Source organism: Streptomyces sp. NPDC055400 (assembly GCF_053644375.1).
The window spans coordinates 379,451-404,466 of sequence record NZ_JBSHLM010000010.1; the positions used below are offsets into that span (position 1 = coordinate 379,451).

Genomic DNA, 25,016 nt, shown 5'->3' on the forward strand with positions numbered 1-25,016 from the left:
GATGCCCACCATGCCCACACTCGTCCTCGTCGGCCACGGCATGGTCGGCCAGCGCTTCCTCGAGGCCCTGGCCGAGCGCGGGCTCACGGACACGCACCGCGTCGTCGTGCTGTGCGAGGAGCCGCGCCCCGCCTACGACCGGGTCCAGCTCACCTCGTACTTCTCGGGCCGCACACCGGACGAACTCTCGCTCACGGACGCGGAGTTCATCGCCCGGCACGGCATCGAGCTGCACCTCAAGGACCCCGCCGAGCACATCGACCGCGATACGCGGACGGTCACGGCGCGCTCCGGTCTCCAGATCACGTACGACACCCTCGTCCTCGCGACCGGCTCCTACCCGTTCGTGCCGCCCGTGCCCGGCAAGGACGCGACGGGCTGTTTCGTGTACCGCACGATCGAGGACCTGCTCGCGATCGAGGAGTACGCGAAGAAGCACGCCACGACCGGGGCCGTGGTGGGCGGCGGGCTGCTCGGCCTGGAGGCGGCGGGCGCCCTGCGCGGCCTCGGCCTCGACACGCACGTCGTGGAGTTCGCGCCGCGCCTCATGCCGGTGCAGGTCGACGAGGGCGGCGGCGCGGCCCTCCTGCGCACCATCACCGGCATGGGCCTGAGCGTCCACACGGGCGTCGGCACGCAGGAGATCCTGACCGGCGGCGAGGACGGCGCGGTGCGCGCCATGAAGCTGTCGGACGGTTCGGAACTGGCGACCGACCTGGTGGTGTTCTCGGCGGGCGTACGGCCGCGCGACCAGCTCGCCCGCGACATGGGGCTCACCGTCGGCGAACGCGGCGGCATCACCGTCGACGAGCGCTGCCGCACCAGCGACCCGGCGGTGTACGCGATCGGCGAGTGCGCGCAGGCCGTGGACGGCCGCGTGTACGGCCTGGTCGCGCCGGGCTACGAGATGGCGCAGACGGTGGCCGCCTCGATCGCGTCGGAGGACGGGCAGTTCACCGGTGCCGACCTGTCGACGAAGCTGAAGCTGCTCGGCGTGGACGTGGCGTCGTTCGGCGACGCGCACGGCGCGGCCGACGGCTGCCTCGACGTCGTCTACTCGGACTCGCGCTCGGGCACGTACAAGAAGCTGGTCGTGGGTCCGCAGGGGGAGCTGCTGGGCGGGATCCTGGTCGGGGACGCGGAGGCGTACGGGACGCTGCGCGCGCTGACCGGTTCGGTGCCGCCCGTGGCTCCCGAGCAGCTGGTGCTGCCCGCGGGGGCGGGGGCGCCGGTGGCGCTCGGCCCGGAGGCGCTGCCCGGCGACGCGGTGATCTGCTCGTGCCACAACGTCACCAAGGAAGCGATCCAGGCGCACGCCACGCTGCCCGAGGTGAAGAAGTGCACCAGGGCCGGTACGGGCTGCGGCAGCTGCGTGAAGCTCATCGGCCGGCTGCTGCCCCAGAGCGGCGACAAGGGCCTGTGCGGCTGCTTCCCGCACACGCGCGCCGAGCTGTACGAGATCGTCCGGGTCAAGCGGATCGCGTCGTACGCGGAGCTGCTCGACACGCACGGGCGTGACGGCGCGCGCGGCGGCGAGGGGTGCGAGGTGTGCAAGCCGGCGGTCGGCTCGATCATCGCCTCGCTCGCCCCGACGATCGGCGCCGACGGCCATGTCCTCGACGGCGAGCAGGCGGCCCTCCAGGACACGAACGACCACTTCCTCGCCAACCTCCAGAAGAACGGCTCCTATTCGGTCGTGCCCCGCATCCCCGGCGGCGAGGTCACCCCGGAGAAGCTCATCGTGATCGGCGAGGTGGCGCGCGACTTCGGCCTCTACACAAAGATCACCGGAGGCCAGCGGATCGACCTGTTCGGCGCGCGGGTCGAGCAACTGCCCCTGATCTGGACGCGGTTGGTGGACGCCGGTTTCGAGTCGGGCCACGCGTACGGCAAGGCGCTGCGGACGGTGAAGTCGTGCGTGGGGCAGACGTGGTGCCGTTACGGCGTCCAGGACTCCGTGCGCATGGCGATCGACCTGGAGCTGCGCTACCGGGGTCTGCGGGCGCCGCACAAGCTGAAGTCGGCCGTGTCGGGCTGCGGGCGCGAGTGCGCGGAGGCCCAGTCGAAGGACTTCGGGGTGATCGCCACGGCCAACGGCTGGAACCTGTACGTGGGCGGCAACGGGGGCGCGACCCCGCGCCACGCCGACCTCCTCGCGCAGGACCTGTCCGACGCCGAGCTGATCCGGCTGATCGACCGGTTCCTGATGTTCTACATCCGCACGGCCGACCGCCTGGAGCGCACGGCGGGCTGGCTGGAGCGGATCGAGGGCGGCCTCGACCACGTACGGGACGTCGTCGTGCACGACTCCCTCGGCCTCTGCGACGAGCTGGAGGCCCTGATGGCCGACCATGTCGCGCACTACCGCGACGAGTGGGCCGACACCATCAACGACCCGGAGCGCCTGGAGCGCTTCGTGTCCTTCGTGAACGCGCCCGACGCCCCGGACCCGCTGGTGCGGTTCGTCCCGGAGCGCGACCAGATCAAGCCCGACCTGCCCCTGCTCTCCATCGGCTCCCGCCCCCTGGAAGGATCGGTGACGTCATGACCGTCGCTCCCGAGAAGACCGCCGTGATGGTGCAACTCCACCTGGGCGACGCCTGGTTCACGGTATGCGAGCTGGCCCGGCTGACCCCGGGCCGCGGGGTCGCGGCGCTGCTCCCCGACGGCCGGCAGGCGGCCGTGTTCCTGGACCGCTCGGGCCGCCTGTACGCAGTCGGCAACCGTGACCCGTTCACGGGCGCCGCGGTCCTCTCGCGCGGCCTGATCGGCTCGTCGCAGGGCCGCCCGTTCGTCGCGTCACCGCTGCTCAAGCAGCGCTTCGACCTGGAGAGCGGCACGTGCCTCGACGACGAGGACCACGCGGTGGACACGTTCCGCGTACAGGCAACGCCCCGGAGCGCCTGACCACGTCTTGGGGGTGACGCTCGGACGGTCAGTCGTCGATGCCCGAGCGTTCCACCCCCGCCACGATCCACCGCTGGAAGAACAGGAACACCACGAGCAGCGGCACGATCGACACGGCCGCCGCGATGAACAGCTCGTGGAGCCGCACCACTTGGGCCGTGGTGAAGGACGACAGTGCCACCTGGACGGTCCACGCGTTGCGGTCCTGGCCGATGACCAGCGGCCACAGGAACGAGTTCCACGCGCCGATGAAGACGATGGTGCCGACGGCCGCGAAGACGGGCCGGGAGTTGGGCACGACCACCCGCCAGTACGTACGCCAGTAGCCGAGCCCGTCGACGCGCGCCGCGTCCTCCAGCTCCCCCGGAAAACCGAGGAAGTACTGGCGGAAGACGAAGCACGCGAACGCGGAGAACAGGGTCGGGACGATCAGGCCGCGCAGCGTCGAGATCCAGCCCAGTGACGAGACCAGCACGAAGCTCGGTACGAAGGTGACCGCGGCCGGGACCATCAGGGTGCCGAGGACCGCGTAGAAGACCTTGTTCGCATGCCGGTAGGGGATGCGGGCCAGGCCGTAGCCGGCGAGCGAGGCGAGGAGCAGGGTGCCGAGCGTCGTCGCCACCGCGATGAGTGCGGAGTTGAGCAGGGAGCGGGCGTAGGGGACGGACGGGTCGGCGAAGAGTTCCCGCACGTTTCCCCAGCGCAGCGAGGACGGGAAGAACGTCCACTCGGGCGAGGTGATGTCGCTCTCTGCCGCGAGCCCGTTGCGTACCAGGAGGTAGAACGGGATCAGGAAAAGGAGCGCCAGCGCGATCAGCAGGGCGAGGCGCAGGGCGCGGCCCGCCCTGACCCGGGATGTGTCCCTCACTGTGCCTCCTTGCGGCCGAGGCCGAACCACTTGGCCTGACCCACCGTCACCACCGCGATGATCAGGGCGAGCAGCACCGCGCCCGCACTGCCGAGCCCGAGGTTCTGCCCCTGGCCGAGCGCCGTGTAGTAGAGGTAGACGAGCGGGGGCCTGGCGTACGGCGGATAGCCGCGGGCGTCCGAGAGCAGGTTGTAGAACTCGTCGAAGGCCTGGAAGGCGTTGATGACGAGGAGCAGGACGACCGCCACGGAGGTGGCCCGCAGCTGCGGGAACGTGATGTGCCGGAAGACCTGCCAGCCGGGCCGCGCCCCGTCGACGGCCGCCGCCTCGTAGAGGCTGGGGCTGATGCGCTGGAGCCCCGCGAGGAACAGCACCATGTAGAAGCCGGCCTGGAGCCAGAGCCGTACGGTGACGATGACGGCCCAGTACCAGGGCGGGTCGGTCGTCGACAGCCAGGCGATCTGGTCGGCGCCGAACCAGCCGAGGACGGTGTTGGCGAGCCCGAACCGCACCCCGTTGAAGAGAGACATCTTCCAGATCAGGGCCGCCACCACGTAGGAGCAGGCGGCGGGCAGGAAGAAGACCGAGCGGAAGAACGCCTGGGCGCGGCGCTGCCGGTTCACCATCAGGGCGAGGGCGAGCGAGAGCGCGTAGGTCGCGGGCACGATGAAGAGCGAGAAGACGAGGAAGGTCCACAGGCTGTCGGTGAAGGCCTCGTTCTTCAGCATCGCCGTGTAGTTGCCGAGGCCGACGAAGTCGCTCGGGGTGACGGTGTTGTGCGCGTCGAAGAAGCTCAGGTAGACGCTCCAGCCGAGCGGGATGTATGTGAAGACGCCGAGGCCGAGGAGGAAGGGACCGACGAAGATCCAGAACCAGAGAGTGCGGTTCTGGACGCCGGCCCACTTCCGTGCCGTGCCGCCCTGCCCGCGGCCTCTCTGCCGAGGGATCGCCTGGCGGCGGCCCTCCTGGCGCAGGCTCACTTCTTCTTCACGCGGTCGAGCTCGGCCGACACCTTCCGCACGACTCTCCTGAGCTCGCTGTCCGGGCTCGCGCCGTCCTTGATGATGCGGCTCAGGGCGTCCTGGTACGCGGTCTGGCTTGCGGGTGTCCACCTCAGGGGCTGGGCGTAGCCGTGGTCGGTCGTGAAGCGGACGGCGTCGGCCGCCGCGCCCTTCCGCAGCTTCGCGGCCTTCTTCGCCAGCGAGATGCGGGCCGGGATGTGGAAGCCGTACGAGAGGGCGAAGTCCTCCTGGTACTCGGTGCGGTCGATCCACAGCCACCTGAGGTAGTCCTTCGCGGCCTGCTGGTGCTTGCCACGGGTGGAGACCGCAGCGCCGTACGCGCCGACCGGCACCGACGGCCCGCCCGCGCCGTCCTTCGGGAAGGGCAGCACGCCGAAGTCGTCGCCGAGTTCCTTCTGCACGGTGGGCAGGGCCCACAGGCCCGACCACTGCATGGCGGTCAGGCCCTGGACGAACGCCGACGGGTCGGACCAGTCGGACGGCGCGCCCAGGAGCAGCGACTTGTCGGCGTACAGCTGGTGGATCTTGCCGAGGGCTCGCGCGGCGGCCGGGTCGTCGAAGCCGACCTTGCCGTCCTCGGTGACGAGTTCGAGGCCGGCCGCGTACAGAGGCGTACCGCCGAGGACGCCCGCGCCGCCGTCGTTGCCGAGGAAGAGGCCCTTCGTCTTCTTCGAGGTGAGTTTCCTCGCGGCGTCCACGAGCGCGTCGAGCGTCCTGGGCGGCTCGACGCCCGCGTCGGCGAGCAGGCTCTTGCGGTAGTAGAGCATCTGCATGTCGATGACCTGCGGGATCGCCCAGATCCTGCCGTCGTACGTCTTCGGAGCGAGGACCGCCGGGTTGAAGTCGTCCCGGACCCCCTCGAACAGGCCGGTGAGGTCGGCGATCTGCCGGCCCTGGATCTGGTCGAGGCTGGGCCCGTTGACCTCGAAGACGTCGGGGCCCGAGCCGGTGAGGAGCGCGGCGGCGGTCTGCTCGTCGTAGTTGCCGGGCCGCCACTGGACGGTGACGTGCGCCTTCCCGTACGCGGCGGCGTACTTCTTCACGGCCTGCTCGGTACCCTGCTCGCCGTACTGGTGGTACCACTGCGCCAGCTCCGGCTCGCCGCCCGACCCTCCGTCGTCCCGGCCCGTATGGGAGCCGCACGCGGTGAGCAGCCCCAGCGCGGCGCCGGTCCCGAACAGTCCCCTGCGGCTGATGGTCATTGATCGTCCCCCTGCTTGTCGCTGCTCTTGAACGCCGGCTTCTTTCGGCGTCCACGGATTCCGACGGCCCAACGATCAACCATGCGCCGGGATTACGACAGAGGGACTACAGCCGTATGTCGGCCCTTCCGTCAGCACGGCGTCAACGTGCGCGGCCGCCGGATCAGCGGCACGTCAAGAGTGCTGACCTGGGGCACCGCACGGGCTTACGGTGCGCTGCATGGGACGAGAGCCGAGGGCGGGATCCCGCGGGCGGGCGGCGGCGCCGGCTTCGCGCGACACGGTGGTGCGGGACCGGCGGTGGGCCGCCGATCTGCGGGCGGCGGTGTTCTGCGCCCTCACGCTGTTCTGCCTGATCCTGGTGATCGACATGGCCAACGGCACGCTCAGCGCGGCGCGGGCCGGGCTGTGGGCGGGACTGTCGGCGCTGCTGCACGCCGTGCTGCATCCGCCGCTGGTCAGCGCGGGTCCCGGCTGGCTCGCCGTGCGCGGCGTCTGGGGCACACGGCGGGTCTGCACGGATCTGCTCACGTCGGTGCGCCACAGCGAAGGGGTGACGCCGCGGCTCGTGCTGCGGGACGCGCTCGGCGGACGTGTCGAACTGGACCCGAAGGTGCTCACCGACAACCCCGTCGTCTGGCACCGCCTGGAGACGGGCGCGCGCCGGGCCCGCGCGAGCGGGCTGCTCCGCTGCGGCACCCCGGTCGTCGACCGCCTCGCGGCCCGCATCGACGGCGACGCGGCCCGCGCGGTGTTCGAGGCGTCGGAGCTGGACTAGGGCCTGTCCGGCGCGAAGGCCTGGTGGTTCGCCCTAGAACGTCACGCCCGTCAGCTGTTCCGACGCCGCCCACAGCCGCTCCCCCGCCACGTCGTCGAGGGTCCGGCGGGCCCGCCACGACTTCGCGGGCGCCCCGCGCCACATCATCAGGGACGGCCCGGTGAACGAGTCCGGGCGCACACCGGGTGCCGTCGCCGCGTACAGCGTGGGCAGCGCGCCTGCCTCGGCCGGCTGGGCGATGACCCGGTTGCCCAGCTCGACGACCCGCTCGACGGCCTTGCGGCCCTCCATGCGCACGCCGCGCGTCTGAAGGTTCGTGGACGCGTACCCCGGGTGCGCACACGCCGCGACGACGTCGGACCCGCGCGCCGCCAGCTTGCGCGCCAGCTCGTGGATGAACAGCAGGTTCGCCGTCTTGGAACGGCCGTACGCGATCCAGCGCCGGTAGCGGCGCTCGCTGTTGAGGTCCGCGATGTCGATGTCCGCGAGGGCGTGCATGCCGCTGGAGACGCTGACGACGCGCGCGCCGGGTGTGTCGAGCAGCCGGGGCAGGAGCAGCCCGGTCAGCGCGAAGTGGCCGAGGTGGTTGACGCCGAACTGCGTCTCGAAGCCGTCGGCGGTCCGCCCGAGGGGCAGCGCCATCACGCCCGCGTTGTTGACCAGCAGGTCGAGCCGCTCCCCGCTGCCGTGCGCTGCGGCGAACTTCCGCACGGACGACAGGTCACCCAGGTCGAGCTGCTCGAACTCGGCCTGCGCGCCCGGCACTTCGGAGCGCAGCCGGCCGACGGCTGCCGTACCCCGCGCCTCGCTGCGGCAGGCGAGGACGACGTGGGCGCCCTTGCGGGCCAGCTCGCGTGCCGTGATGTAGCCGATGCCGCTGTTGGCGCCGGTCACCACGGCCGTGCGGCCGCTCTGGTCGGGGATGTCGCTCGCGTTCCAGCCGGTCATGGCTGTGCTCCCTGGACGAGGGGATACGGGGGTGCCCGACTGTACTTACCGGCCAGTAGATGCGGAAGGCCGCACCCCCGTTTCCCCTCCCGGAGTGCTCAGCCCCGCACGCGCACCACGGCCGGGGTGGACACGGTCGACCTCGACGCCGTGCAGGCGCGGCGGGTGCGGATGCTCGGGGTGAAGCGGCAGACGGCGTACGGGTACTCGCTCTACCGGTTCGAACCTACCCGTACCAGCCGTTGCTCCAGCTTTGACATCCTCCCCCTCTTAAAAGAGGGGGATTCCAACCCAGGCCCCAAGGCCGCCACCGACGGCAGCCCGGTCACCCGGTGGACCAGCGGCCGCGAGCGCGCTCCCTGGCTGGCCGTCGACCTCGGCCGGAGCCGGCCCGTACAGCGCGTGCGTGTCGAATGGGGGCAGGACCACGGCACCGCGTACGCCGTCGAGGTCTCCGTCACGGCGTGCGGCGACGGTGCGCCAGGACGAGCCGGTGGCGTCGGCGGAGACCTGGAGGTCGTAGTCCCGTCCCGCGGCCGTCTCCCAGTCGAGGACGATCCGCGGCGGCGCGACGCTGGTGCTTGCGGATCTGGGCGCGCTCCTTGACGGTGAGCTGCGGGCAGTTCAGTTTCCGGCCGTCCGAGAGGGCGGCGGTGATCTTCACTCCCCGGTCGATTCCGATGACCTCACCTCTGCCGGGTGCGTCGATCGGGTCGGGGATGACCGCGAAAGCGATGTGCCACTGGCCGTTGCGGAAGGTGATCCGGAACGTCTTCGCCTTCGGGAGCTGCGTGCCCTTGCCCTTGACGCTGAGCCGGAACCGCACCCAGCCACAGCCGGGTACCTTCACCTGTGCCCACCGGCGGTTGAGCTTCTGCACGACGACGGAGCGGCCCATGACCTGCTTGCCGGTCTTGGTGTTCAGCTTCGGTGAGCCGTCCGCCTCGAACTCTGGGACCCGATCGGTGCCGATCACCCGGAAGCCCTCGTGCGTGAACTTCCTGCGCCAGGTCGGTTCACCGAACCCGGATGTGAAGAACGCGCTCTTGGCCTTGGCGAAGTCCTTCAACGCCTGCTGCTGCACGTCAGCGTTCCCGGCCCCAAGCCACTCATGCTCGCGCCGGGCATCGGTGAGCTGGCGGCATTGCTCGGCGAAGCCGGGGGCACCGTTCGTCTTCCCGTCCGGGCGGTAGCGAGCCTTGTACCTCTGGTAGTGCGAATGCTGCTCGACGGCGAGGTTCCAGACATACCGGGCGTGCGCGCAGTGCAAGAGCATCTGCTCTTCCTGCTCGCGCGTCGGGTGCGTACGGAATCTGGACATGGCCCCACTGTAGGGCCACACTTGATGGGTGATCAAGTTCAATCTCCGCCTCCCCGAAGACCTCTACGACGCCGCGAAGGACGCTGCCGTCGCAGACGACCGCTCCCTGAACTCCTGGCTGGTGTCCCTCGTGCGCCGTGCGGTCGAGCCGGGTGATACGCCGGATCGCCCTGGCGGCGATTCGGCTACCCCTGCCCCGCTACGCGGGAGCGGGCATTGATCCCGGCCCTGAAGGGCCGGGCACCCTGCCCGAAAGCAAGGTGGACTACACCACTTGCCTTCCGGGCCCCACAAGGGAACGGACATCACAGAACCCCCAAGAGCGCCCGTCCCCGCCCGCACGAAAGGGCGGCACCCCCCGCACAAGGGGTACCGCCCTCTCCTTCGGTGCACCGGAGCCGCTGCCTTTCGTGAGGGTCGGGCACCCAGACAACGGCTCCGGAGTTTTGCGGACCGGTTCCTACCGGTGGTCGCTGCCCGTCGACGTCGACGCGGCACGGCCGGCCTCGAGGCGGGCGACCGGGATACGGAACGGCGAGCAGGAGACGTAGTCCAGGCCGACCTCGTGGAAGAAGTGGACCGACTCCGGGTCACCGCCGTGCTCGCCGCAGACGCCGAGCTTGAGGTCGGGCCGCGTGGCGCGGCCGGCCTCCACGGCGTTGCGTACGAGGCTGCCGACGCCGTCCTTGTCGATGGTCTCGAACGGCGAGACCCCGAAGATGCCCTTCTCCAGGTACGCCGTGAAGAACGAGGCCTCCACGTCGTCGCGGGAGAAGCCCCAGACGGTCTGCGTCAGGTCGTTCGTGCCGAAGGAGAAGAACTCCGCGGCCTCGGCGATCTGCCCGGCCGTCAGCGCGGCGCGCGGCAGCTCGATCATGGTGCCGAGCGCCAGCTTCAGCTCGACGCCGGTCTGCTCCTGCACCTCGGCGATGACCTGCTCGGCCTCCTCGCGGACGATCTCCAGCTCCTGGACCGTGCCCACGAGCGGAATCATGATCTCGGCGCGCGGGTCGCCCTTGGCGTTCTTGCGCTCCGCGGCGGCCTCGGCGATGGCCCGTACCTGCATGGCGAACAGGCCCGGGATCACGAGGCCGAGACGGACACCGCGCAGGCCCAGCATCGGGTTCTGCTCGTGCAGGCGGTGCACGGCCTGCAGCAGCCGCAGGTCGTTCTCGTTGGCGTCCTGGCGGGACTCGGCGAGGGCGACGCGCACCGACAGCTCGGTGATGTCGGGCAGGAACTCGTGCAGCGGCGGGTCGAGCAGGCGCACCGTCACCGGGAGCCCGTCCATCGCCTCGAACAGCTCGACGAAGTCCTTCTTCTGGAGCGGCAGGAGCTCCTTGAGGGCCTCCTCGCGCTCCGCGTCCGTGTCGGCGAGGATCAGGTGCTCGACCATCTCGCGGCGCTCACCGAGGAACATGTGCTCGGTGCGGCACAGGCCGATGCCCTGCGCGCCGAAGCGGCGGGCGCGCAGCGCGTCCTCGGCGTTGTCCGCGTTGGCGCGCACCCGCAGCCGGCGGACACGGTCCGCGTACGCCATGATCCGGTGCACGGCGCCGACGAGCTCGTCGGCGTCGTCGGCGCCGGCGTGCATGCGGCCCTCGAAGTACTCGACGACCGGGGACGGGACGACCGGCACCTCACCGAGGTAGACCTTGCCGGTGGAGCCGTCGATGGAGACGACGTCGCCCTCCTCGATGACCTGCCCGCCGACCGTCATCCGGCGGCGCTTGGTGTCGACCTCGAGGTCCTCGGCGCCGCAGACACAGGTCTTGCCCATGCCGCGGGCGACGACGGCGGCGTGCGACGTCTTGCCGCCGCGCGAGGTGAGGATGCCTTCGGCGGCGATCATGCCGTCGAGGTCGTCGGGGTTGGTCTCGCGGCGGATCAGGATGACCTTCTCGCCCGAACGCGACCACTTGACGGCGGTGTACGAGTCGAAGACGGCCTTGCCGACGGCGGCACCCGGCGAGGCGGCGATACCGCGGCCGATCCTCTCCACCTTCGCGTTCTCGTCGAAGCGCGGGAACATCAGCTGCGCGAGCTGGGCGCCCGTGACGCGCTGGAGCGCCTCGGCCTCGTCGATGAGGCCCTGGTCGACGAGCTGCGTCGCGATGCGGAAGGCGGCACCGGCGGTGCGCTTGCCGACGCGGGTCTGCAGCATCCACAGCTGGCCGCGCTCGATCGTGAACTCGATGTCGCAGAGATCCCTGTAGTGGGTCTCGAGCGTCTCCATGATCTGCATGAGCTGGTCGTACGACTTCTTGTCGATCGACTCGAGCTCGGCGAGCGGCACGGTGTTGCGGATACCCGCGACGACGTCCTCGCCCTGCGCGTTCTGGAGGTAGTCGCCGTACACACCCTGGTGACCGGAGGCGGGGTCGCGGGTGAAGGCGACGCCGGTGCCCGAGTCGGGGCCGAGGTTGCCGAAGACCATGGAACAGATGTTGACCGCGGTGCCGAGGTTGCCGGGGATGCGCTCCTGGCGGCGGTAGAGCTTGGCGCGGTCGGTGTTCCAGGAGTCGAAGACCGCGTGGATGGCGAGGTCCATCTGCTCGCGCGGGTCCTGCGGGAAGTCCCGGCCGGCCTCGGTCTTCACGATCTTCTTGAAGCGGGTGACCAGCTTCTTGAGGTCGGAGGCGTCGAGGTCGGTGTCGACCGTGACCTTCTTGGCGGCCTTGGCCTTGTCGAGGGCGTCCTCGAAGAGCTCTCCGTCGACGTCCAGGACGGTCTTGCCGAACATCTGGATCAGGCGGCGGTAGGAGTCCCACGCGAACCGCTCGTCGCCGGACTGCTTGACCAGGCCGAGGACGGACTTGTCGGAGAGTCCGATGTTGAGGACGGTGTCCATCATGCCGGGCATGGAGAACTTCGCGCCCGAACGGACCGACACCAGAAGGGGGTTGTCGGCCTGGCCGAGCTTCTTGCCCATCTTCTGCTCAAGGGCGTCGAGGTGCGCACTCACCTCGTCACGCAGTGCCACCGGCTCATCGCCACTGTCGAGGTAGACCTTGCAGGCCTCAGTGGTGATGACGAAGCCGGGAGGAACCGGCAGACCGAGGTTGGTCATCTCCGCGAGGTTCGCCCCCTTCCCGCCGAGGAGGTCCTTGAGGTCCTTGTTTCCCTCGGTGAAGTCGTAAACGAACTTCGCTACGTGGGGATCTTTGTTTTCCGACACGGGTCTCGACTCCTCGATGACTCGGTGGCTGCCCTGACGGCGAGGAACATACCCAGATCGAAGGCATCTGGGTACGTCCACTTGCGCGTCATACGGCCGTAACCACCCGTCCGCCGCTAGATCGAAAGTAACTAACGGGGGGCGACACTTCCGACCTTGCCTTCACTTCCTGAAGACACAACCCCCGTAGATCCCGAATATCGCTCATGTGAGCGCACTAAGCACTCATATGAGTTCAAGTTGTAAATGATCGAACGGTGGCACTCAGTGCCATGCCTTAGAAACGTACAGCCGCCTTCAAGTTGCTCATCTGAGCGTCACCCCTATCAGGGGTGGCGAGAATCACGCCGTTTCGGGGCCCCACGATGTCAGCATCCGGACGCAAAGCGGGCGTTCACAGGCCGAGCGCCGCGAGCCGTTCCTCCGCCCGGTCCGGCGCGTAGAGGTGCTCCACGACCAGCGCACCCGCCCCCACCAGGGCAGACCGCTCGCCGAGCCGCGCGGTGACCACGTCCAGATGAGCGGTGGAGCGCGGCAGGGCCCGCTGGTAGAGCAGTTCGCGTACGCCCGTGAGGAAGGGGGTTCCGGCCAGATCCCCCGCGATCATCAGGACCCCCGGGTTGAGCAGGGTCACCACCGTCGCCAGGACCTCTCCCACGCTGCGCCCGGCCTCCCGTGCCAGGCGCACCGCTTCGGGGTGCCCCTCGGCGAGCAGCTCCCGCACATCCGATCCCGACTCCGCCGGCACCCCGGCCTCCGTGAGCCGCCGCGCAAGGGCGCGCCCGCTGGCCACCGCGGCCAGGCACCCGTACGAGCCGCACCGGCACAGGGCGCCCGCGCCCTCGGGCACCCGGATATGCCCTATGTCGCCCGCTCCCCCGTCGACGCCCCGGTAGATCCGGCCGCCGACGACGACGCCGGCGCCGATGCCGGTGGACACCTTGACGAGGGCGAAGGCCGCGCAGTCCGGGTGTCCGGTGCGCTGCTCGCCGTAGGCCATCAGGTTGGCGTCGTTGTCCACGAGAACGGGGACGCCGCCTGCGCCGTCTGCGTCACCCGCATCACGTACATCGCCCCCGCCGCCCGTCTCCTCGGCGAAGGCGCGGCCCAGGCGGCCCCTGATGTCGTAGCCGTCCCAGCCCGGCATGATCGGCGGCTGTACGACGCGGCCCGTGGCGCTGTCCACGGGACCCGGGACCCCGAGCCCGATGCCGCACACCGCGTCCGCGCTCCGCCCCGCCTCCATCAGCAGCCCGGCGAACCAGCCGCCGAGCGCGCCGAGCACCCGCTCCGGCCCCTCGTCGACGGACAGGGCGCCGGAGCGCTCGGCGAGCAGCTCGCCGGTGAGGGTGAGGACGGCGGCGCGCGCGTGCCGGGTGTCGAGGGAGACGGCGAGCACGACCGCGTGGGCGTCGTCGAACTCCAGGCGCAGGGAGGGCCGCCCGCCCGTGGGCGACCCGGCCGGACCTCCCGCGCCCTCACGCAGCCAGCCCGCCCGGAAGAGCCGGTCGAGGCGCTGGCCGACGGTGGCCCTGGAGAGCCCGGTGGCCTCCTGGAGCGCGCCGCGCGTGGTCGCCCGGCCGCTGCGCACGAGGTGCAGCAGATCCCCGGCGCTCGCCTGGCTCCGCGGCCGCTCTCTCGTCCGGTCCCCGGCCATCCGCACTCCTTGCGTTCATCCATCTCTTGCGTTCATCAACTGCGCGTTACATATTGGGTTTTGCTGGTTAAGTAGACGTAACTCTATGCTGGATACGGCGTAACTGACAGACCGTGGGAGTTCGTGTGGACCGCACAACCCGGCGGACCGGTGCGGCTGTGCGCCGCGCCTCCGATGCCGTCGCCGCGCCCTCGCTCGAGCGGGCCGCGCTGCGCGAGCGGGCGGCACGGGTCCTGGAGACGAACTGGACGGGCACGTCCACGGTCCCCTCCCGCACCCTCTATCCGCACCAGTGGTCATGGGACTCCGCGTTCGTCGCCATCGGGTCACGTCATGTGTCGCCGCTGCGCGCCCAGTTGGAGCTGGAGACGCTGCTCGACGCGCAGTGGGGCGACGGCCGGGTGCCGCACATCGTGTTCAACCCCTCCGTCCCTCTCGACGCCTACTTTCCCAGCCCCGACTTCTGGCGCTCCTCCACGTCGGGCCGGGCGGCCGGAGCGCCGCGCTCCGTGCAGACCTCCGGCATCGTGCAGCCGCCGGTGCACGCGCTGGCGGCCTGGCTCGTGCACCGGGCCGACCCGGGCCTGTCCCGGTCCCGCTCGTTCCTGGCCCGCGTCTATCCGAAGCTCGCGGCCTGGCACCGCTACCTCCTGCACCGCAGGGACCTGGGCGGCGGCGGCCTCGCCAGCGTGATCCATCCCTGGGAGCAGGGCATGGACAACAGCCCGTGCTGGGACGCCCCGCTGAGCCGGATCGCCCCGGCGCCCGCGCGCGCGTTCCGCCGCGCCGACCTGGAGCACGGCGCGCCCGACGACCGCCCCACCGACCTCGACTACGGCCGGTACGTGCGCCTGGCCACGGACTACCGGAACGGCCAATACGCCGACGGGCAGGGCGAGTTCGCCGTAGAGGATCCCTCCTTCAACGCCCTCCTGATCGCCTCCGAACACGCCCTCGCCCGCATCGCCTGCGAACTCGGCGCCGCGGGCACGGCCCGCCACGCCCGCGCCGAACGCCTCACGGCAGCGCTGGTCGAGCGCCTGTGGGACCCGGCGACGGGCATGTTCTTCTGCCGCGACCTGCGCGGCGGCGCGACCGGCGGCCACCACGCGCCCCGCGCACCGGGACACGACACACCCCGGACCGCCGGCCGGTCCTCACCCCCCGCCCTGATCCCCGAGTACGGCGTCTCGGGCCTGATCCCGCTCATCCTGCCGACGCTCCCCCGGCACGTGAGTGCCGGACTGCTGCGCACCGCCCGCGGCCCCCGCTTCGGCCTCGGCACCGCGGTGCGGCTCGTGCCGAGTTACGACCTGACGGGACCGGCCTTCGACCCGCACCGCTACTGGCGCGGACCGGCCTGGTTCAACACGAACTGGCTGATCGAGTGCGGCCTGCGCCTCCACGGCGAGCACGCGGAGGCCGAACGCCTGCGCACCGCGCTGCTCGGCACGGCGCTCGACACGGCCTTCGCCGAGTACGTGGATCCGTACACGGGACGCGGCTGCGGCGCGCGCGGCTTCGCCTGGAGCGCCGCGCTCGCCCTGGATCTGCTGCAGGAGCCGCGGGAGCGGCACGAGGGAGGGACCTGGGGATGACGGACCGACAGCATCAACTGCTCGTGCGGGGCGCCACGTTCGCGGCGATCGGCCCCGGCGGCGACATCAGCGGCGTACGCGGATCCGGCTCGCCCGACGGCATGTTCGTGCGCGACGGCCGGCACCTCAGCCGCTGGCAGCTCACGGCGGACGGCGCCGCACCCGAGGTGCTCACGCCCGCCGGACAGCCTGGCGGGGACGCGGGCGGGCGGTCCGGCGAGGGTGTGGCGCGCTGTGTGCTGGTGCCGCGCGGCGGCCGCCTGGAGCCGCCCGCGTACACGCTCTTCCGCGAACAGGCCGTGGCGGACAGCGCGTTCGTCGAGACCTTGCGGGTCGTCTCCAACCGCGCGGCGCCGACGACGGTACGGCTCGCGTTGACCGTCGACGCCGACTTCACCGACCAGTTCGAGCTGCGCGCCGACCACCGCACGTACACGAAGACCGGCGCGGTCCGCTCCCGGTCGGTCCTGGAGGACGGCGTCCGGTTCGGCTACCGGCGGGGCGAGTGGCGCTCGTCGACCACGGTGACCGCGGAGCCCGCGCCCGACGCCGTCGAGGAGACCGGCACCGGCGCCCGCCGCCTCGTCTGGTCCCTCGAACTGGCCGGGCACGGCACGGCCGACCTGAACCTGCGCGTCGCGGCCCGCCCGCACGGCACCCCCCGCACCCCGGTGCCCGCGTCCCCCGCCGACGCGGCGGCCGAACTCGCCGCGCGCACCGAGGAGTTCACCCGGGACGTCACCCTGCCCGCCGCCTGGCCCGGACTCGCGGCGGCGTGCACGAGGGGCCTGGCCGACCTGGCCGTGCTCCAGGTCCCGGCCACCGGCCCGGACGGCGAGCGGCTGAGTGTGCCGGGCGCGGGCGTCCCCTGGTTCCTCACGCTCCTCGGCCGTGACGCGCTCCTGACCTCCCTGTTCGCCCTCCCCTACCGGCCGGGGCTGGCCGCCGCGACGCTCCCGGTGCTCGCCGCGACGCAGGCCACGGAGTCCACCGAGGGCGCGGTGGCCCAGCCCGGCAAGATCGTCCACGAGGTGCGGCACGGCGAGCTGGCGCACTTCGGCCAGGTCCCCTTCGCCCGCTACTACGGCTCCGTCGACGCGACGCCCCTCTTCCTCGTCCTGCTCGGCGCGTACACGGACCGGACCGGCGACCTGGCCACGGCCCGCCGCCTCGAACCGCACGCGCGGGCCGCCGTCAGCTGGATGCTCGACCACGGCGGCCTCACCTCACGCGGCTATCTCGTCTACCGCGCCGACCGGGGCGGCCTCGCCAACCAGAACTGGAAGGACTCGCCGGGCGCCATCTGCTCGGCCGACGGCAGCCGCCCCACGGGACCCGTGACGGCGGCGGGCGCCCAGGGCTACGCGTACGACGCGCTGCGCCGCACGGCCGCGCTCGCCCGCACCGCCTGGGACGACCCGGTGTACGCGGACCTTCTGGAGCAGGCGGCGACGGATCTGCGGGACCGGTTCCAGCGGGACTTCTGGATGGCGGACCGCGCGTTCCCCGCGCTCGCCCTGGACGGCGAGGGGCGGCACGTCGACGCGCTGGCGTCCGACGCGGGCCATCTCCTGTGGTCGGGCCTGCTCGACAAGGAGTACGGAGAACTGGTCGGCCGGCGTCTCCTGGAGCCCGACTTCTTCTCCGGCTGGGGGGTGCGCACGCTCGCGGCGGGGCAGGCCGCCTACCATCCGCTCTCCTACCACCGGGGCTCGGTGTGGCCGCACGACAACGCGCTGATAGCGCTCGGGCTCGCCCGCTACGGGCTGCACGACGAGGCGCGGACGGTGGCGAACGCGCTGGTGGAGGCCGCAGCGGCCTCCGGCCACCGGCTGCCCGAGGTGCTCGCCGGGTACGCGCGGGAGTCGTACCCGGCGCCCGTCCCCTATCCGCACGCGTGCGAGCGCGAGTCACGGTCGGCGGCGGCACCACTGGCGTTGCTCACGGCGGTCTTCTAGCCGGTCGCGGTGACCGGGGGTCCGGGGGCAGAGCCCCCAGTTCCGGGAAGGGAAGGGGAGGGGGTGGGGTGGCGTGGGGGAAATGCAACGCCCCACCACGGTCACCCCCCGGACGTGTCCAGCTCCGCGTCCTCGCTGACGCCCGCGCAGTCCCACGGGTCCTTGAGCCAGCCGTCCGGCAGCACCACCCGGTTGTTGCCGGACGTACGGCCGCGAGGCCCGTCCGCGCCCACGGGCCACGCCTGGTCGAGGTCCAGCTCGTCGAGCCCTGCGCGCAGCTCGGCGAGCGACGACGTGACGGCGAGCCGCTTGCGCATCTCGGAACCGACCGAGAAGCCCTTCAGATACCAGGCCACGTGCTTGCGGAAGTCGATGACACCGCGTGCCTCGTCGCCGATCCACTCGCCGAGCAGCCCGGCGTGCCGGACCATCGCGTCGGCGACCTTGCGCAGGCCGGGCGCGGCGGGCGCGCCCGTGCCCTCGAAGGCGGCGACGAGATCACCGAACAGCCACGGCCGCCCCAGGCAGCCGCGCCCCACCACGACGCCGTCGCAGCCGGTCTCGCGCATCATCCGCACCGCGTCGTCGGCGCACCAGATGTCGCCGTTGCCGAGGACGGGAATCTCCGGGACGTGCTCCTTCAGACGGGCGATGGCGTCCCAGTCGGCCGTGCCGCCGTAGTGCTGAGCCGCGGTCCGCCCGTGCAGGGCGATCGCGGTGACGCCCTCCTCGACGGCGATCCGGCCCGCGTCGAGGAAAGTGATGTGGTCGTCGTCGATGCCCTTGCGCATCTTCATCGTGACCGGCAGGTCCCCGGCCCCGCTGACGGCCTCCTTCAGGATGCCGCGCAGCAGATTCCGCTTGTACGGGAGCGCGGAGCCGCCGCCCTTGCGCGTCACCTTGGGGACCGGGCAGCCGAAGTTCAGGTCGATGTGATCGGCGAGATCCTCCTCGGCGATCATGCGAACGGCCTTGCCGACGGTCGCCGGATCGACGCCGTACAGCTGGATCGACCGGGGCTGCTCACTCGCGTCGAAGCGAATCAGCTGCATGGTCTTCTCGTTGCGCTCGACCAGCGCCCGCGTCGTGATCATCTCGCTCACGAAGAGGCCCTTGCCGCCTGAGTACTCCCGGCACAGGGTGCGGAAGGGCGCGTTCGTGATCCCGGCCATGGGCGCGAGGACCACGGGCGGCTGCACGAGGTGCGGACCGATGGTGAGCTGCTGGGACATCGGGCGGGCTCTCCGAAATCATGGGGTGGTGGGCAGGGGCGGCTCTCCATTGTCCCCCACTTGGCGGACGGCCCCGCCCAGGGTTGTGCCCGACCTGGCGGGCGCCCCCGCCCGCGGTCGGGCTACCGTCAGATGCATGCCTGCCCCACTGACTCCCCGCCGGCGGATGCTCGTCCTCGCGATCTGCTGCATGAGCCTGCTGCTCGTCAGCCTCGACAACACCGTCCTGAACGTCGCACTGCCGAGCATGCAGAAGGAGTTCGGCGCGAGCGTCTCCGGCATGCAGTGGACCATCGACGCGTACACGCTGGTCCTCGCGTCGCTCCTGATGCTGGCGGGCTCGACGGCCGACCGGATCGGGCGCCGCCGGATCTTCAAGGCCGGCCTGGTGATCTTCACCGTGGGCTCGGTGCTGTGCTCGGTGGCGCCGAACCTGGAGTCCCTCATCGTGTTCCGCATGGTCCAGGCGGTCGGCGGCTCGATGCTCAACCCCGTCGCCATGTCGATCATCACCAACACGTTCACCGAGCCCCGCGAACGCGCCCGGGCCATCGGCGTCTGGGGCGGCGTCGTCGGCATCTCCATGGCCGCGGGCCCCATCGTGGGCGGCGTCCTCGTCGACTCGGTCGGCTGGCGCTCCATCTTCTGGATCAACCTGCCGGTGGGCCTCGCCGCCCTCCTGCTGACCATGCGCTACGTCCCCGAGTCCCGCGCCCCCAAGCCGCGCCGCACGGACCCGATCGGGCAGCTCCTCGTCATCGCGCTCCTCGGCTCACTCACGTACGCGATCATCGAGGTCCCCGAAGCGGGCTGGACGTCCCCCACCATCGTGACGTTCGCGCTGCTCGCCCTCGCGGCCCTCGTCGGACTGATCGCCTACGAGCCGCGCCGCGCCGAACCCCTTATCGACCTGCGCTTCTTCCGCTCGGCACCCTTCAGCGGCGCCACGGTGATAGCGATCAGCGCGTTCGCCTCGCTCGGCGGCTTCCTGTTCCTGTCGACCCTCTACCTGCAGAACGTACGCGGTCTCAACGCCCTGGACGCAGGCCTGTGGATGCTGCCGATGGCGGCCATGACCCTGGTGTGTGCTCCGGTCTCCGGCCGCATCGTCGGCAGCCGCGGCCCGAGGATCCCACTGCTCGTCGCGGGCATCGCGATGACGGCGAGCGGCCTGCTGTTCGCCGCGTTCGAGGCGGAGACGTCGAACGTGCCCCGCTTCATCGGCTACGTCCTGTTCGGCCTCGGCTTCGGCTTCGTCAACGCCCCCATCACGAACACCGCTGTCTCCGGCATGCCCCGCGCCCAGGCGGGCGTAGCCGCCGCGGTGGCCTCCACCAGCCGGCAGATCGGCCAGACCCTCGGCGTCGCCGTCATCGGCGCGGTCCTCGCGTCGGGCGTCGCGGGGGCCGTCGGCACATCGGCGTACGCGACCACGTTCGTCGACGCGAGCCGCGGCGGCTGGTGGATCATCGTGGGCTGCGGCCTCGCCGTACTCCTGGTCGGCCTCCTCACCAGCGGCCGCTGGGCACGCTCCACAGCACAGCGCACCGCCCGCTGCCTGGAGCAGCCGGAAATTCAGGAGACCACGGCGGGCGCCCGCTCCTGAAGCGGCCGTCGCCTGCCACGGCGTAACCGTTCCCCAGGCCGGCCTCCTCACCCAGCCGCCCGGTGCCTTGCCCGAGCAGCCGGAGACTCAGGAGGCCACGGCGGACGCCAGCTCCTGCAGCCGGTCGAGCCGCTCCCGGGACTCCTCGTCGGCGGGCGTGTACGTCACCAGACGGGCCCCCTGGTCAGGGCCGAGCCACAGATCGGTGTGGACCAGGGACAGCGGCCCGACGTGAGCGTTGCGGAAGTACTTCGTCTTGCTGCGCGTGCCCACCACCTCGTGCAGCTGCCACGCCTCACGGAACTCCGGCGACTCGTCCTCCAGCCGCTTGAGCAGCAACTCCCAGGCGGGCTCGCCGAGATGACCGGCCATCGACGCGCGGAACTTGGCCGCCATCAGCCGGATCGTGTCCTCCAGGAACACGAACGACTTCCGCCACTGCTCGTTCGTGCAGATCAGCACCATGCAGTTGCGGTCCTCGGGCGCCACCGTGTCCAGATCGCCCAGCAGCCGCCCGTACGTGCGGTTGTACGCGAGGATGTCGTACCGGCTGTTCTGGATGCAGGCGGGCAGCGGCTCCAGCTTCTCCAGCATCAGCCGCAGCGCCGGCGTGACGGTCTGACAGCTCGCCGCGGGCGACGGATCGATGGCCCCGGCGAGCTGGAAGAGATGCGCGCGCTCACTCGCGTCGAGGAGCAGGGTGCGGGCCAGCGCGTCCAGGACCTGCACCGACACCTGGATGTCCCGCGCCTGTTCGAGCCACGTGTACCAGGTGACCCCGACCGAGGACAGCTGCGCGATCTCCTCACGCCGCAGCCCGGGAGTACGCCGGCGCCGGCCGCGCGGCAGCCCGACCTGCTCGGGGGTGATGCGGGCGCGACGGCTGCGCAGAAAGTCGGCGAGCTCGTGCCGCCGGATCTCGGACTCACGCTTGGGCGACTCGAGCTTGGGCGCGACCTGCCCGGGCTCTCCAGCCTTCGCCCGAGCCGGAGCCGGAGCCTCGGCCCGCGCCCGTCCCTCTGCCACAGTCGTCGTAGTAATCCGCGCCATCGTGGTCATGCCTCCAGCCTGCCGCGCCACGGAGCCTGTTGCCAGGTAGTCCTTCTACCAGGATAAGGACACTCTGGTACCAGTCTCAGCACCCGACGACGCTGGTACCCATGACCGGAACCGGGACCCGTTCCCCCTCTGTCGCCACCACCGCCCGCCCCGCCACGGCCCCACCGGCACTCGGCGGACTCGGGCTCTTCACCGTGCTCGTAGGCGCGGCCCTCCCTCTCATCGACTTCTTCATCGTGAACGTCGCCCTGCCCACCATCGGCCACGACCTGGCCGCGGGCGAGGCGCTCCTCGAACTCGTCGTCGCCGGTTACGGACTCGCGTACGCCGTCCTGCTCGTCCTCGGCGGACGGCTCGGCGACCTCTTCGGCAGGCGGAGGCTGTTCCTCGGCGGCATGATCGCCTTCGGCCTGACCTCGCTGGCCTGCGGCCTCGCCCCCGACGCCTGGACCCTCGTGGCCGCGCGCGTCGCGCAGGGCGCCGCGTCGGCAGCGATGCTCCCGCAGGTCCTCGCCACCATCCAGTCGACGACGACGGGCCAGCGCCGGGCGAAGGCCATGGGCCTGTACGGGGCGACGGCGGGCCTGTCCATGGTCGCCGGCCAGATCCTGGGCGGCGTCCTCGTCGCGGCGGACGTGTTCGGGACCAGTTGGCGGTCCGTGTTCCTGGTGAACGTTCCCGTAGTCCTCGTCGGCCTCTTCCTGGCCGCCCGCGCCGTCCCCGAGACGCGCTCCCCGCACCCCGAGCCGATCGACGGCCCCGGCACCGTACTCCTCGCCGCGTCCCTGCTCACGCTCCTCGCACCCCTCACCGAGGGCAGGGCGGCGGGCTGGCCCCTGTGGACGTGGCTCTCGCTCGCGGTCTTCCCCTTCATCGCGTACGCCTTCTACCAGGTCGAACGCCGCGCGGACCGCCATGGCCGCACCCCGCTGGTCCCACCCAGCCTCTTCGCGCTGGTCTCACTGCGCCGCGGCCTGATCATGGTCGTGCCGTTCTCCATCGGGTTCAGCGGCTTCATGTTCGTGATCGCGGTGGCGCTCCAGCAGGGCGAACACCTCGGCCCCGTACCGGCGGGCCTGGCCCTCGCGCCTATGGCCGTGGTCTTCTTCGCGGTGTCCCTCGCGGGCCCGCGCCTCATCGCCCGTTACGGCACCCGGATCGTCACCGCGGGCGGCATCATCCAGGGGGCCGGCGTCGCCCTGATCGCCCTCGCGGCCTGGCGAACCTGGCCCGACCTCGGCGTCCTGGAACTGATGCCGGGCGCCGCACTCGCGGGCGCGGGCCAGGCACTCCAGCTCCCCATACTCTTCCGGCTCATCCTGTCCGAGGTACCGGCGTCGCGGGCGGGAGTGGGCAGCGGCGTCATGATCACCACCCAGCAGTCGGCCCTGGCCCTCGGCGTAGCCACACTCGGCTCCCTGTTCCTCGCCCTGATCCCAAGCCTGGGCACACGAGACGCACTGGTAACGACGCTGCTGGTCCAACTGGCAGGCATCGCCCTGACAACGGCACTGAGCTTGAGGCTGCCACGGGCGGTGAGCTGAGAGGGGGCCGCGCGGCGCCGGGCGACGCTGGGCACACCCGGGGCACGCGGCCAGCGCCGGGCAGCGCCGCCCGGCGTGCCGGGGCACTCGCTCCCACCCCTCGCATGGCAGGGGTGACGCTTGACGGATAACAGCTGACAGGTGACAGGTAACGGATGACAGCTGACAGATATTGAAATCTGTCAGCTGTCATGCCATCGTGGATAGGGAGACACCGAACTGTCGAACTGGCGGCACCGACCAAGGAGCGCCCTATGTCCTCCCCCACCACTCCCACCCTCCGCCCCCGATCTCTAGGCTCCACCGGACCTCAGGTCTCCGCCATCGGGCTCGGCTGCATGGGGATGTCCGCGCTCTACGGGGACGCCGACCGGGGCGAGTCCATCGCCACCATCCACGCGGCCCTCGACGCCGGCATCACCCTGCTCGACACCGGGGACTTCTACGCGATGGGGCACAACGAGATGCTCATCGGGGAGGCCCTGCGGACAGCCCCCGCCGCACACCGCGAGAAGGCGCTGACCAGCGTGAAGTTCGGCGCTCTCCGGGACCCGGACGGTGGCTGGTCCAGCTACGACGGACGGCCGGCCGCCGTGAAGAACTTCGCGGCCTACTCGCTCCAGCGCCTCGGCGTCGACCACATCGACGTATACCGGATCGCCCGGGTCGACCCCGACGTACCGATCGAGGAGACCGTCGGGGCCATCTCCGAGCTCGTCGAGAAGGGACACGTCAGGCACATCGGCCTGAGCGAGGTCGGCGCCGGCACCATCCGGCGGGCCGCGGCCACCGCCCCCATCTCCGATCTGCAGATCGAGTACTCGCTGATCTCCCGCGGCATCGAGGACGCGATCCTGCCGGTCGCCCGCGAGCTCGGCATCGGCGTCACGGCGTACGGGGTCCTGTCACGCGGTCTGATCTCCGGGCACTTCGGCCGGGACCGCAAGCTCGCCGCGAACGACTTCCGCGGAATGAGCCCGCGCTTCCAGGGCGAGAACCTCCAGCACAACCTTGACCTCGTCGAGTCGCTGCGCAAGATCGCCGAGCAGAAGGGCGCCAGCGTCGCGCAGGTCGCCATCGCCTGGGTCCTCAGCCGCGGCGACGACATCGTGCCCCTGGTCGGTGCCCGTCGCAGGGACCGGCTGACGGAGGCGCTCGGCGCTCTCGACGTCACCCTGGACTCGGCGGACCTCGCCGCTATCGAGGAGGCCGTCCCGGCTGATGCCGCCGCGGGTGACCGCTATCCCGAGGCACAGATGGCACACCTCGACAGCGAGCGCTGATCGGCGCCCCGGTACGGTCGGCATCATGGCAACCGAGACCCTGACCACCGAGCGCATCCTCGAGGCGACCGAGGAGGTGCTGCGCCGGCATGGTCCCGCCAAGGCGAACGTCGTCGATGTGGCCCGCGCGCTCGGCGTCAGTCACGGCAGCGTCTACCGGCATTTCGGTACGAAGGCGCAGTTGCGCGAGGCGGTCACGAAGCGCTGGCTCGACCTCACCACGAACGAACTGCAACTGCTCATGACGGACGGCTCGTTGACGGCGTCCGCCATGTTGCGCCAATGGCTCGCGACGCTGTTCGCGGCCAAGCGCCGCAAGGCGGGCGACGATCCGCAGCTCTTCGCCACCTACCAAGTACTGATCAGCGAGAACAGCCGGGTGGTCGAACTCCACGTCGGTGAGCTGATCATGCAGCTCGACCACATCATTCAGGACGGCATCGCCAGGGGGGAGTTCAGCCTCCCTCACCCCGACCCCGCCCTGACCGCCCGCGCGGTGTTCGACGCGACGAATCGCTTCCACGATCCGGCGTACGCGGGTGAGTGGCAGAAGGCCGGCATCGACGAGGAGTTCAGGGCCCTCACGGATCTCGTCCTCCGCGGCCTGAATTCCTGACGGTCTCCCCGCACCGCATTCGGCCGGTCCCTCAAAAGGGGTCCGGCCGATAAGGGGGCCAACCCCTCAAGGGACCAACCCCTTAAACGCAGAAAACCCCCGTAACAGGATTCTCATCCGTTACGGGGGTCTTCTTCAAAAATTGTTCGGCGGCGTCCTACTCTCCCACAGGGTCCCCCCTGCAGTACCATCGGCGCTGTGAGGCTTAGCTTCCGGGTTCGGAATGTAACCGGGCGTTT

19 protein-coding genes, 1 rRNA gene and 1 pseudogene are annotated in these 25,016 nt (G+C 71.0%); 11 read left to right on the top strand and 10 right to left on the bottom strand.

Annotation, left to right across the window (positions count from 1 at the left end; all coding sequences use genetic code 11):
- Window position 1 precedes the first annotated feature (1 nt).
- Together nirB and nirD are read left to right on the top strand one after the other, a co-directional pair.
- Complete coding sequence (nirB, locus tag ACWIGU_RS27195) at window positions 2-2,548, top strand: nitrite reductase large subunit NirB (protein ID WP_454404296.1); 2,547 nt, start codon at window positions 2-4, stop codon at window positions 2,546-2,548.
- Window positions 2,545-2,907 (top strand): nitrite reductase small subunit NirD, encoded by a 363-nt coding sequence (gene nirD / locus ACWIGU_RS27200; protein WP_454404297.1) that lies wholly within the window; start codon window positions 2,545-2,547, stop codon window positions 2,905-2,907. The genes nirB and nirD overlap by 4 nt, the downstream gene beginning before the upstream one ends.
- Window positions 2,908-2,935: 28 nt before the next feature.
- Here nirD and ACWIGU_RS27205 read toward each other — a convergent pair whose 3' ends face one another.
- From ACWIGU_RS27205 to ACWIGU_RS27215, 3 genes are all read right to left on the bottom strand, one after another.
- The gene (locus ACWIGU_RS27205) at window positions 2,936-3,775 is read right to left on the bottom strand and encodes a carbohydrate ABC transporter permease (RefSeq protein WP_454404298.1); all 840 of its coding nucleotides are present in this window, start codon (window positions 3,773-3,775) and stop codon (window positions 2,936-2,938) included.
- Entirely contained in the window at window positions 3,772-4,641 is an 870-nt protein-coding gene (locus ACWIGU_RS27210) for a carbohydrate ABC transporter permease (protein WP_454404337.1), read from the bottom strand. The genes ACWIGU_RS27205 and ACWIGU_RS27210 overlap by 4 nt, the downstream gene beginning before the upstream one ends.
- 110 nt (window positions 4,642-4,751) lie before the next feature.
- Window positions 4,752-5,999: an ABC transporter substrate-binding protein gene (locus ACWIGU_RS27215; RefSeq protein WP_454404299.1), complete on the bottom strand. Its 1,248-nt coding sequence runs from the start codon at window positions 5,997-5,999 to the stop codon at window positions 4,752-4,754.
- Window positions 6,000-6,219: 220 nt separating this feature from the next.
- Between ACWIGU_RS27215 and ACWIGU_RS27220 the strand changes: the two genes are divergently transcribed.
- Window positions 6,220-6,777: a hypothetical protein gene (locus ACWIGU_RS27220; protein ID WP_454404300.1), complete on the top strand. Its 558-nt coding sequence runs from the start codon at window positions 6,220-6,222 to the stop codon at window positions 6,775-6,777.
- Between the two features lie 33 nt (window positions 6,778-6,810).
- Here the strand turns inward: ACWIGU_RS27220 and ACWIGU_RS27225 are convergent, their stop codons facing one another.
- Window positions 6,811-7,725, bottom strand: coding sequence for an oxidoreductase (locus ACWIGU_RS27225; protein ID WP_454404301.1), 915 nt, complete (start codon window positions 7,723-7,725; stop codon window positions 6,811-6,813).
- A 171-nt stretch (window positions 7,726-7,896) separates the two neighbouring features.
- On the opposite strand from ACWIGU_RS27225, the pseudogene ACWIGU_RS27230 reads away from it, so the two are divergent.
- Window positions 7,897-8,172: pseudogene (locus ACWIGU_RS27230) on the top strand (discoidin domain-containing protein); the annotation flags it as partial.
- 10 nt (window positions 8,173-8,182) lie between these two features.
- On the opposite strand, the gene ACWIGU_RS27235 reads toward ACWIGU_RS27230, so the two are convergent.
- Window positions 8,183-9,046: an RNA-guided endonuclease InsQ/TnpB family protein gene (locus ACWIGU_RS27235; protein WP_454404302.1), complete on the bottom strand. Its 864-nt coding sequence runs from the start codon at window positions 9,044-9,046 to the stop codon at window positions 8,183-8,185.
- A 28-nt stretch (window positions 9,047-9,074) separates the two neighbouring features.
- Between ACWIGU_RS27235 and ACWIGU_RS27240 the strand changes: the two genes are divergently transcribed.
- A complete protein-coding gene (locus ACWIGU_RS27240) occupies window positions 9,075-9,266 on the top strand; it encodes an Arc family DNA-binding protein (RefSeq protein ID WP_454404303.1) in 192 nt (63 codons plus the stop codon).
- 240 nt (window positions 9,267-9,506) lie between these two features.
- Here ACWIGU_RS27240 and ppdK read toward each other — a convergent pair whose 3' ends face one another.
- Together ppdK and ACWIGU_RS27250 are read right to left on the bottom strand one after the other, a co-directional pair.
- The gene (gene ppdK, locus ACWIGU_RS27245; RefSeq protein ID WP_454404304.1) at window positions 9,507-12,224 is read right to left on the bottom strand and encodes a pyruvate, phosphate dikinase; all 2,718 of its coding nucleotides are present in this window, start codon (window positions 12,222-12,224) and stop codon (window positions 9,507-9,509) included.
- A 394-nt stretch (window positions 12,225-12,618) separates the two neighbouring features.
- Window positions 12,619-13,881: an ROK family protein gene (locus ACWIGU_RS27250; RefSeq protein ID WP_454404305.1), complete on the bottom strand. Its 1,263-nt coding sequence runs from the start codon at window positions 13,879-13,881 to the stop codon at window positions 12,619-12,621.
- 125 nt (window positions 13,882-14,006) lie between these two features.
- Here ACWIGU_RS27250 and ACWIGU_RS27255 point away from each other — a divergent pair, with 125 nt between their 5' ends.
- The gene (locus tag ACWIGU_RS27255; protein ID WP_454404306.1) at window positions 14,007-15,479 is read left to right on the top strand and encodes an MGH1-like glycoside hydrolase domain-containing protein; all 1,473 of its coding nucleotides are present in this window, start codon (window positions 14,007-14,009) and stop codon (window positions 15,477-15,479) included.
- Window positions 15,476-17,437, top strand: a complete 1,962-nt coding sequence (locus tag ACWIGU_RS27260; protein ID WP_454404307.1) for an amylo-alpha-1,6-glucosidase — start codon at window positions 15,476-15,478, stop codon at window positions 17,435-17,437. The genes ACWIGU_RS27255 and ACWIGU_RS27260 overlap by 4 nt, the downstream gene beginning before the upstream one ends.
- 101 nt (window positions 17,438-17,538) lie before the next feature.
- Here ACWIGU_RS27260 and dusB read toward each other — a convergent pair whose 3' ends face one another.
- Complete coding sequence (gene dusB / locus ACWIGU_RS27265) at window positions 17,539-18,669, bottom strand: tRNA dihydrouridine synthase DusB (RefSeq protein WP_356272586.1); 1,131 nt, start codon at window positions 18,667-18,669, stop codon at window positions 17,539-17,541.
- A gap of 136 nt (window positions 18,670-18,805) precedes the next feature.
- On the opposite strand from dusB, the gene ACWIGU_RS27270 reads away from it, so the two are divergent.
- Entirely contained in the window at window positions 18,806-20,275 is a 1,470-nt protein-coding gene (locus tag ACWIGU_RS27270) for an MFS transporter (RefSeq protein ID WP_454404308.1), read from the top strand.
- An 87-nt stretch (window positions 20,276-20,362) separates the two neighbouring features.
- Here the strand turns inward: ACWIGU_RS27270 and ACWIGU_RS27275 are convergent, their stop codons facing one another.
- The gene (locus ACWIGU_RS27275; RefSeq protein ID WP_454404309.1) at window positions 20,363-21,334 is read right to left on the bottom strand and encodes a helix-turn-helix transcriptional regulator; all 972 of its coding nucleotides are present in this window, start codon (window positions 21,332-21,334) and stop codon (window positions 20,363-20,365) included.
- Between the two features lie 101 nt (window positions 21,335-21,435).
- Between ACWIGU_RS27275 and ACWIGU_RS27280 the strand changes: the two genes are divergently transcribed.
- From ACWIGU_RS27280 to ACWIGU_RS27290, 3 genes are all read left to right on the top strand, one after another.
- The gene (locus ACWIGU_RS27280) at window positions 21,436-22,878 is read left to right on the top strand and encodes an MFS transporter (protein WP_454404310.1); all 1,443 of its coding nucleotides are present in this window, start codon (window positions 21,436-21,438) and stop codon (window positions 22,876-22,878) included.
- A gap of 254 nt (window positions 22,879-23,132) precedes the next feature.
- Window positions 23,133-24,161: an aldo/keto reductase gene (locus ACWIGU_RS27285; protein WP_454404311.1), complete on the top strand. Its 1,029-nt coding sequence runs from the start codon at window positions 23,133-23,135 to the stop codon at window positions 24,159-24,161.
- 25 nt (window positions 24,162-24,186) lie between these two features.
- Window positions 24,187-24,777: a TetR family transcriptional regulator gene (locus ACWIGU_RS27290; RefSeq protein ID WP_454404312.1), complete on the top strand. Its 591-nt coding sequence runs from the start codon at window positions 24,187-24,189 to the stop codon at window positions 24,775-24,777.
- Between the two features lie 144 nt (window positions 24,778-24,921).
- Here ACWIGU_RS27290 and rrf read toward each other — a convergent pair.
- Window positions 24,922-25,016 (bottom strand): 5S ribosomal RNA (rrf, locus tag ACWIGU_RS27295); the annotation flags it as partial.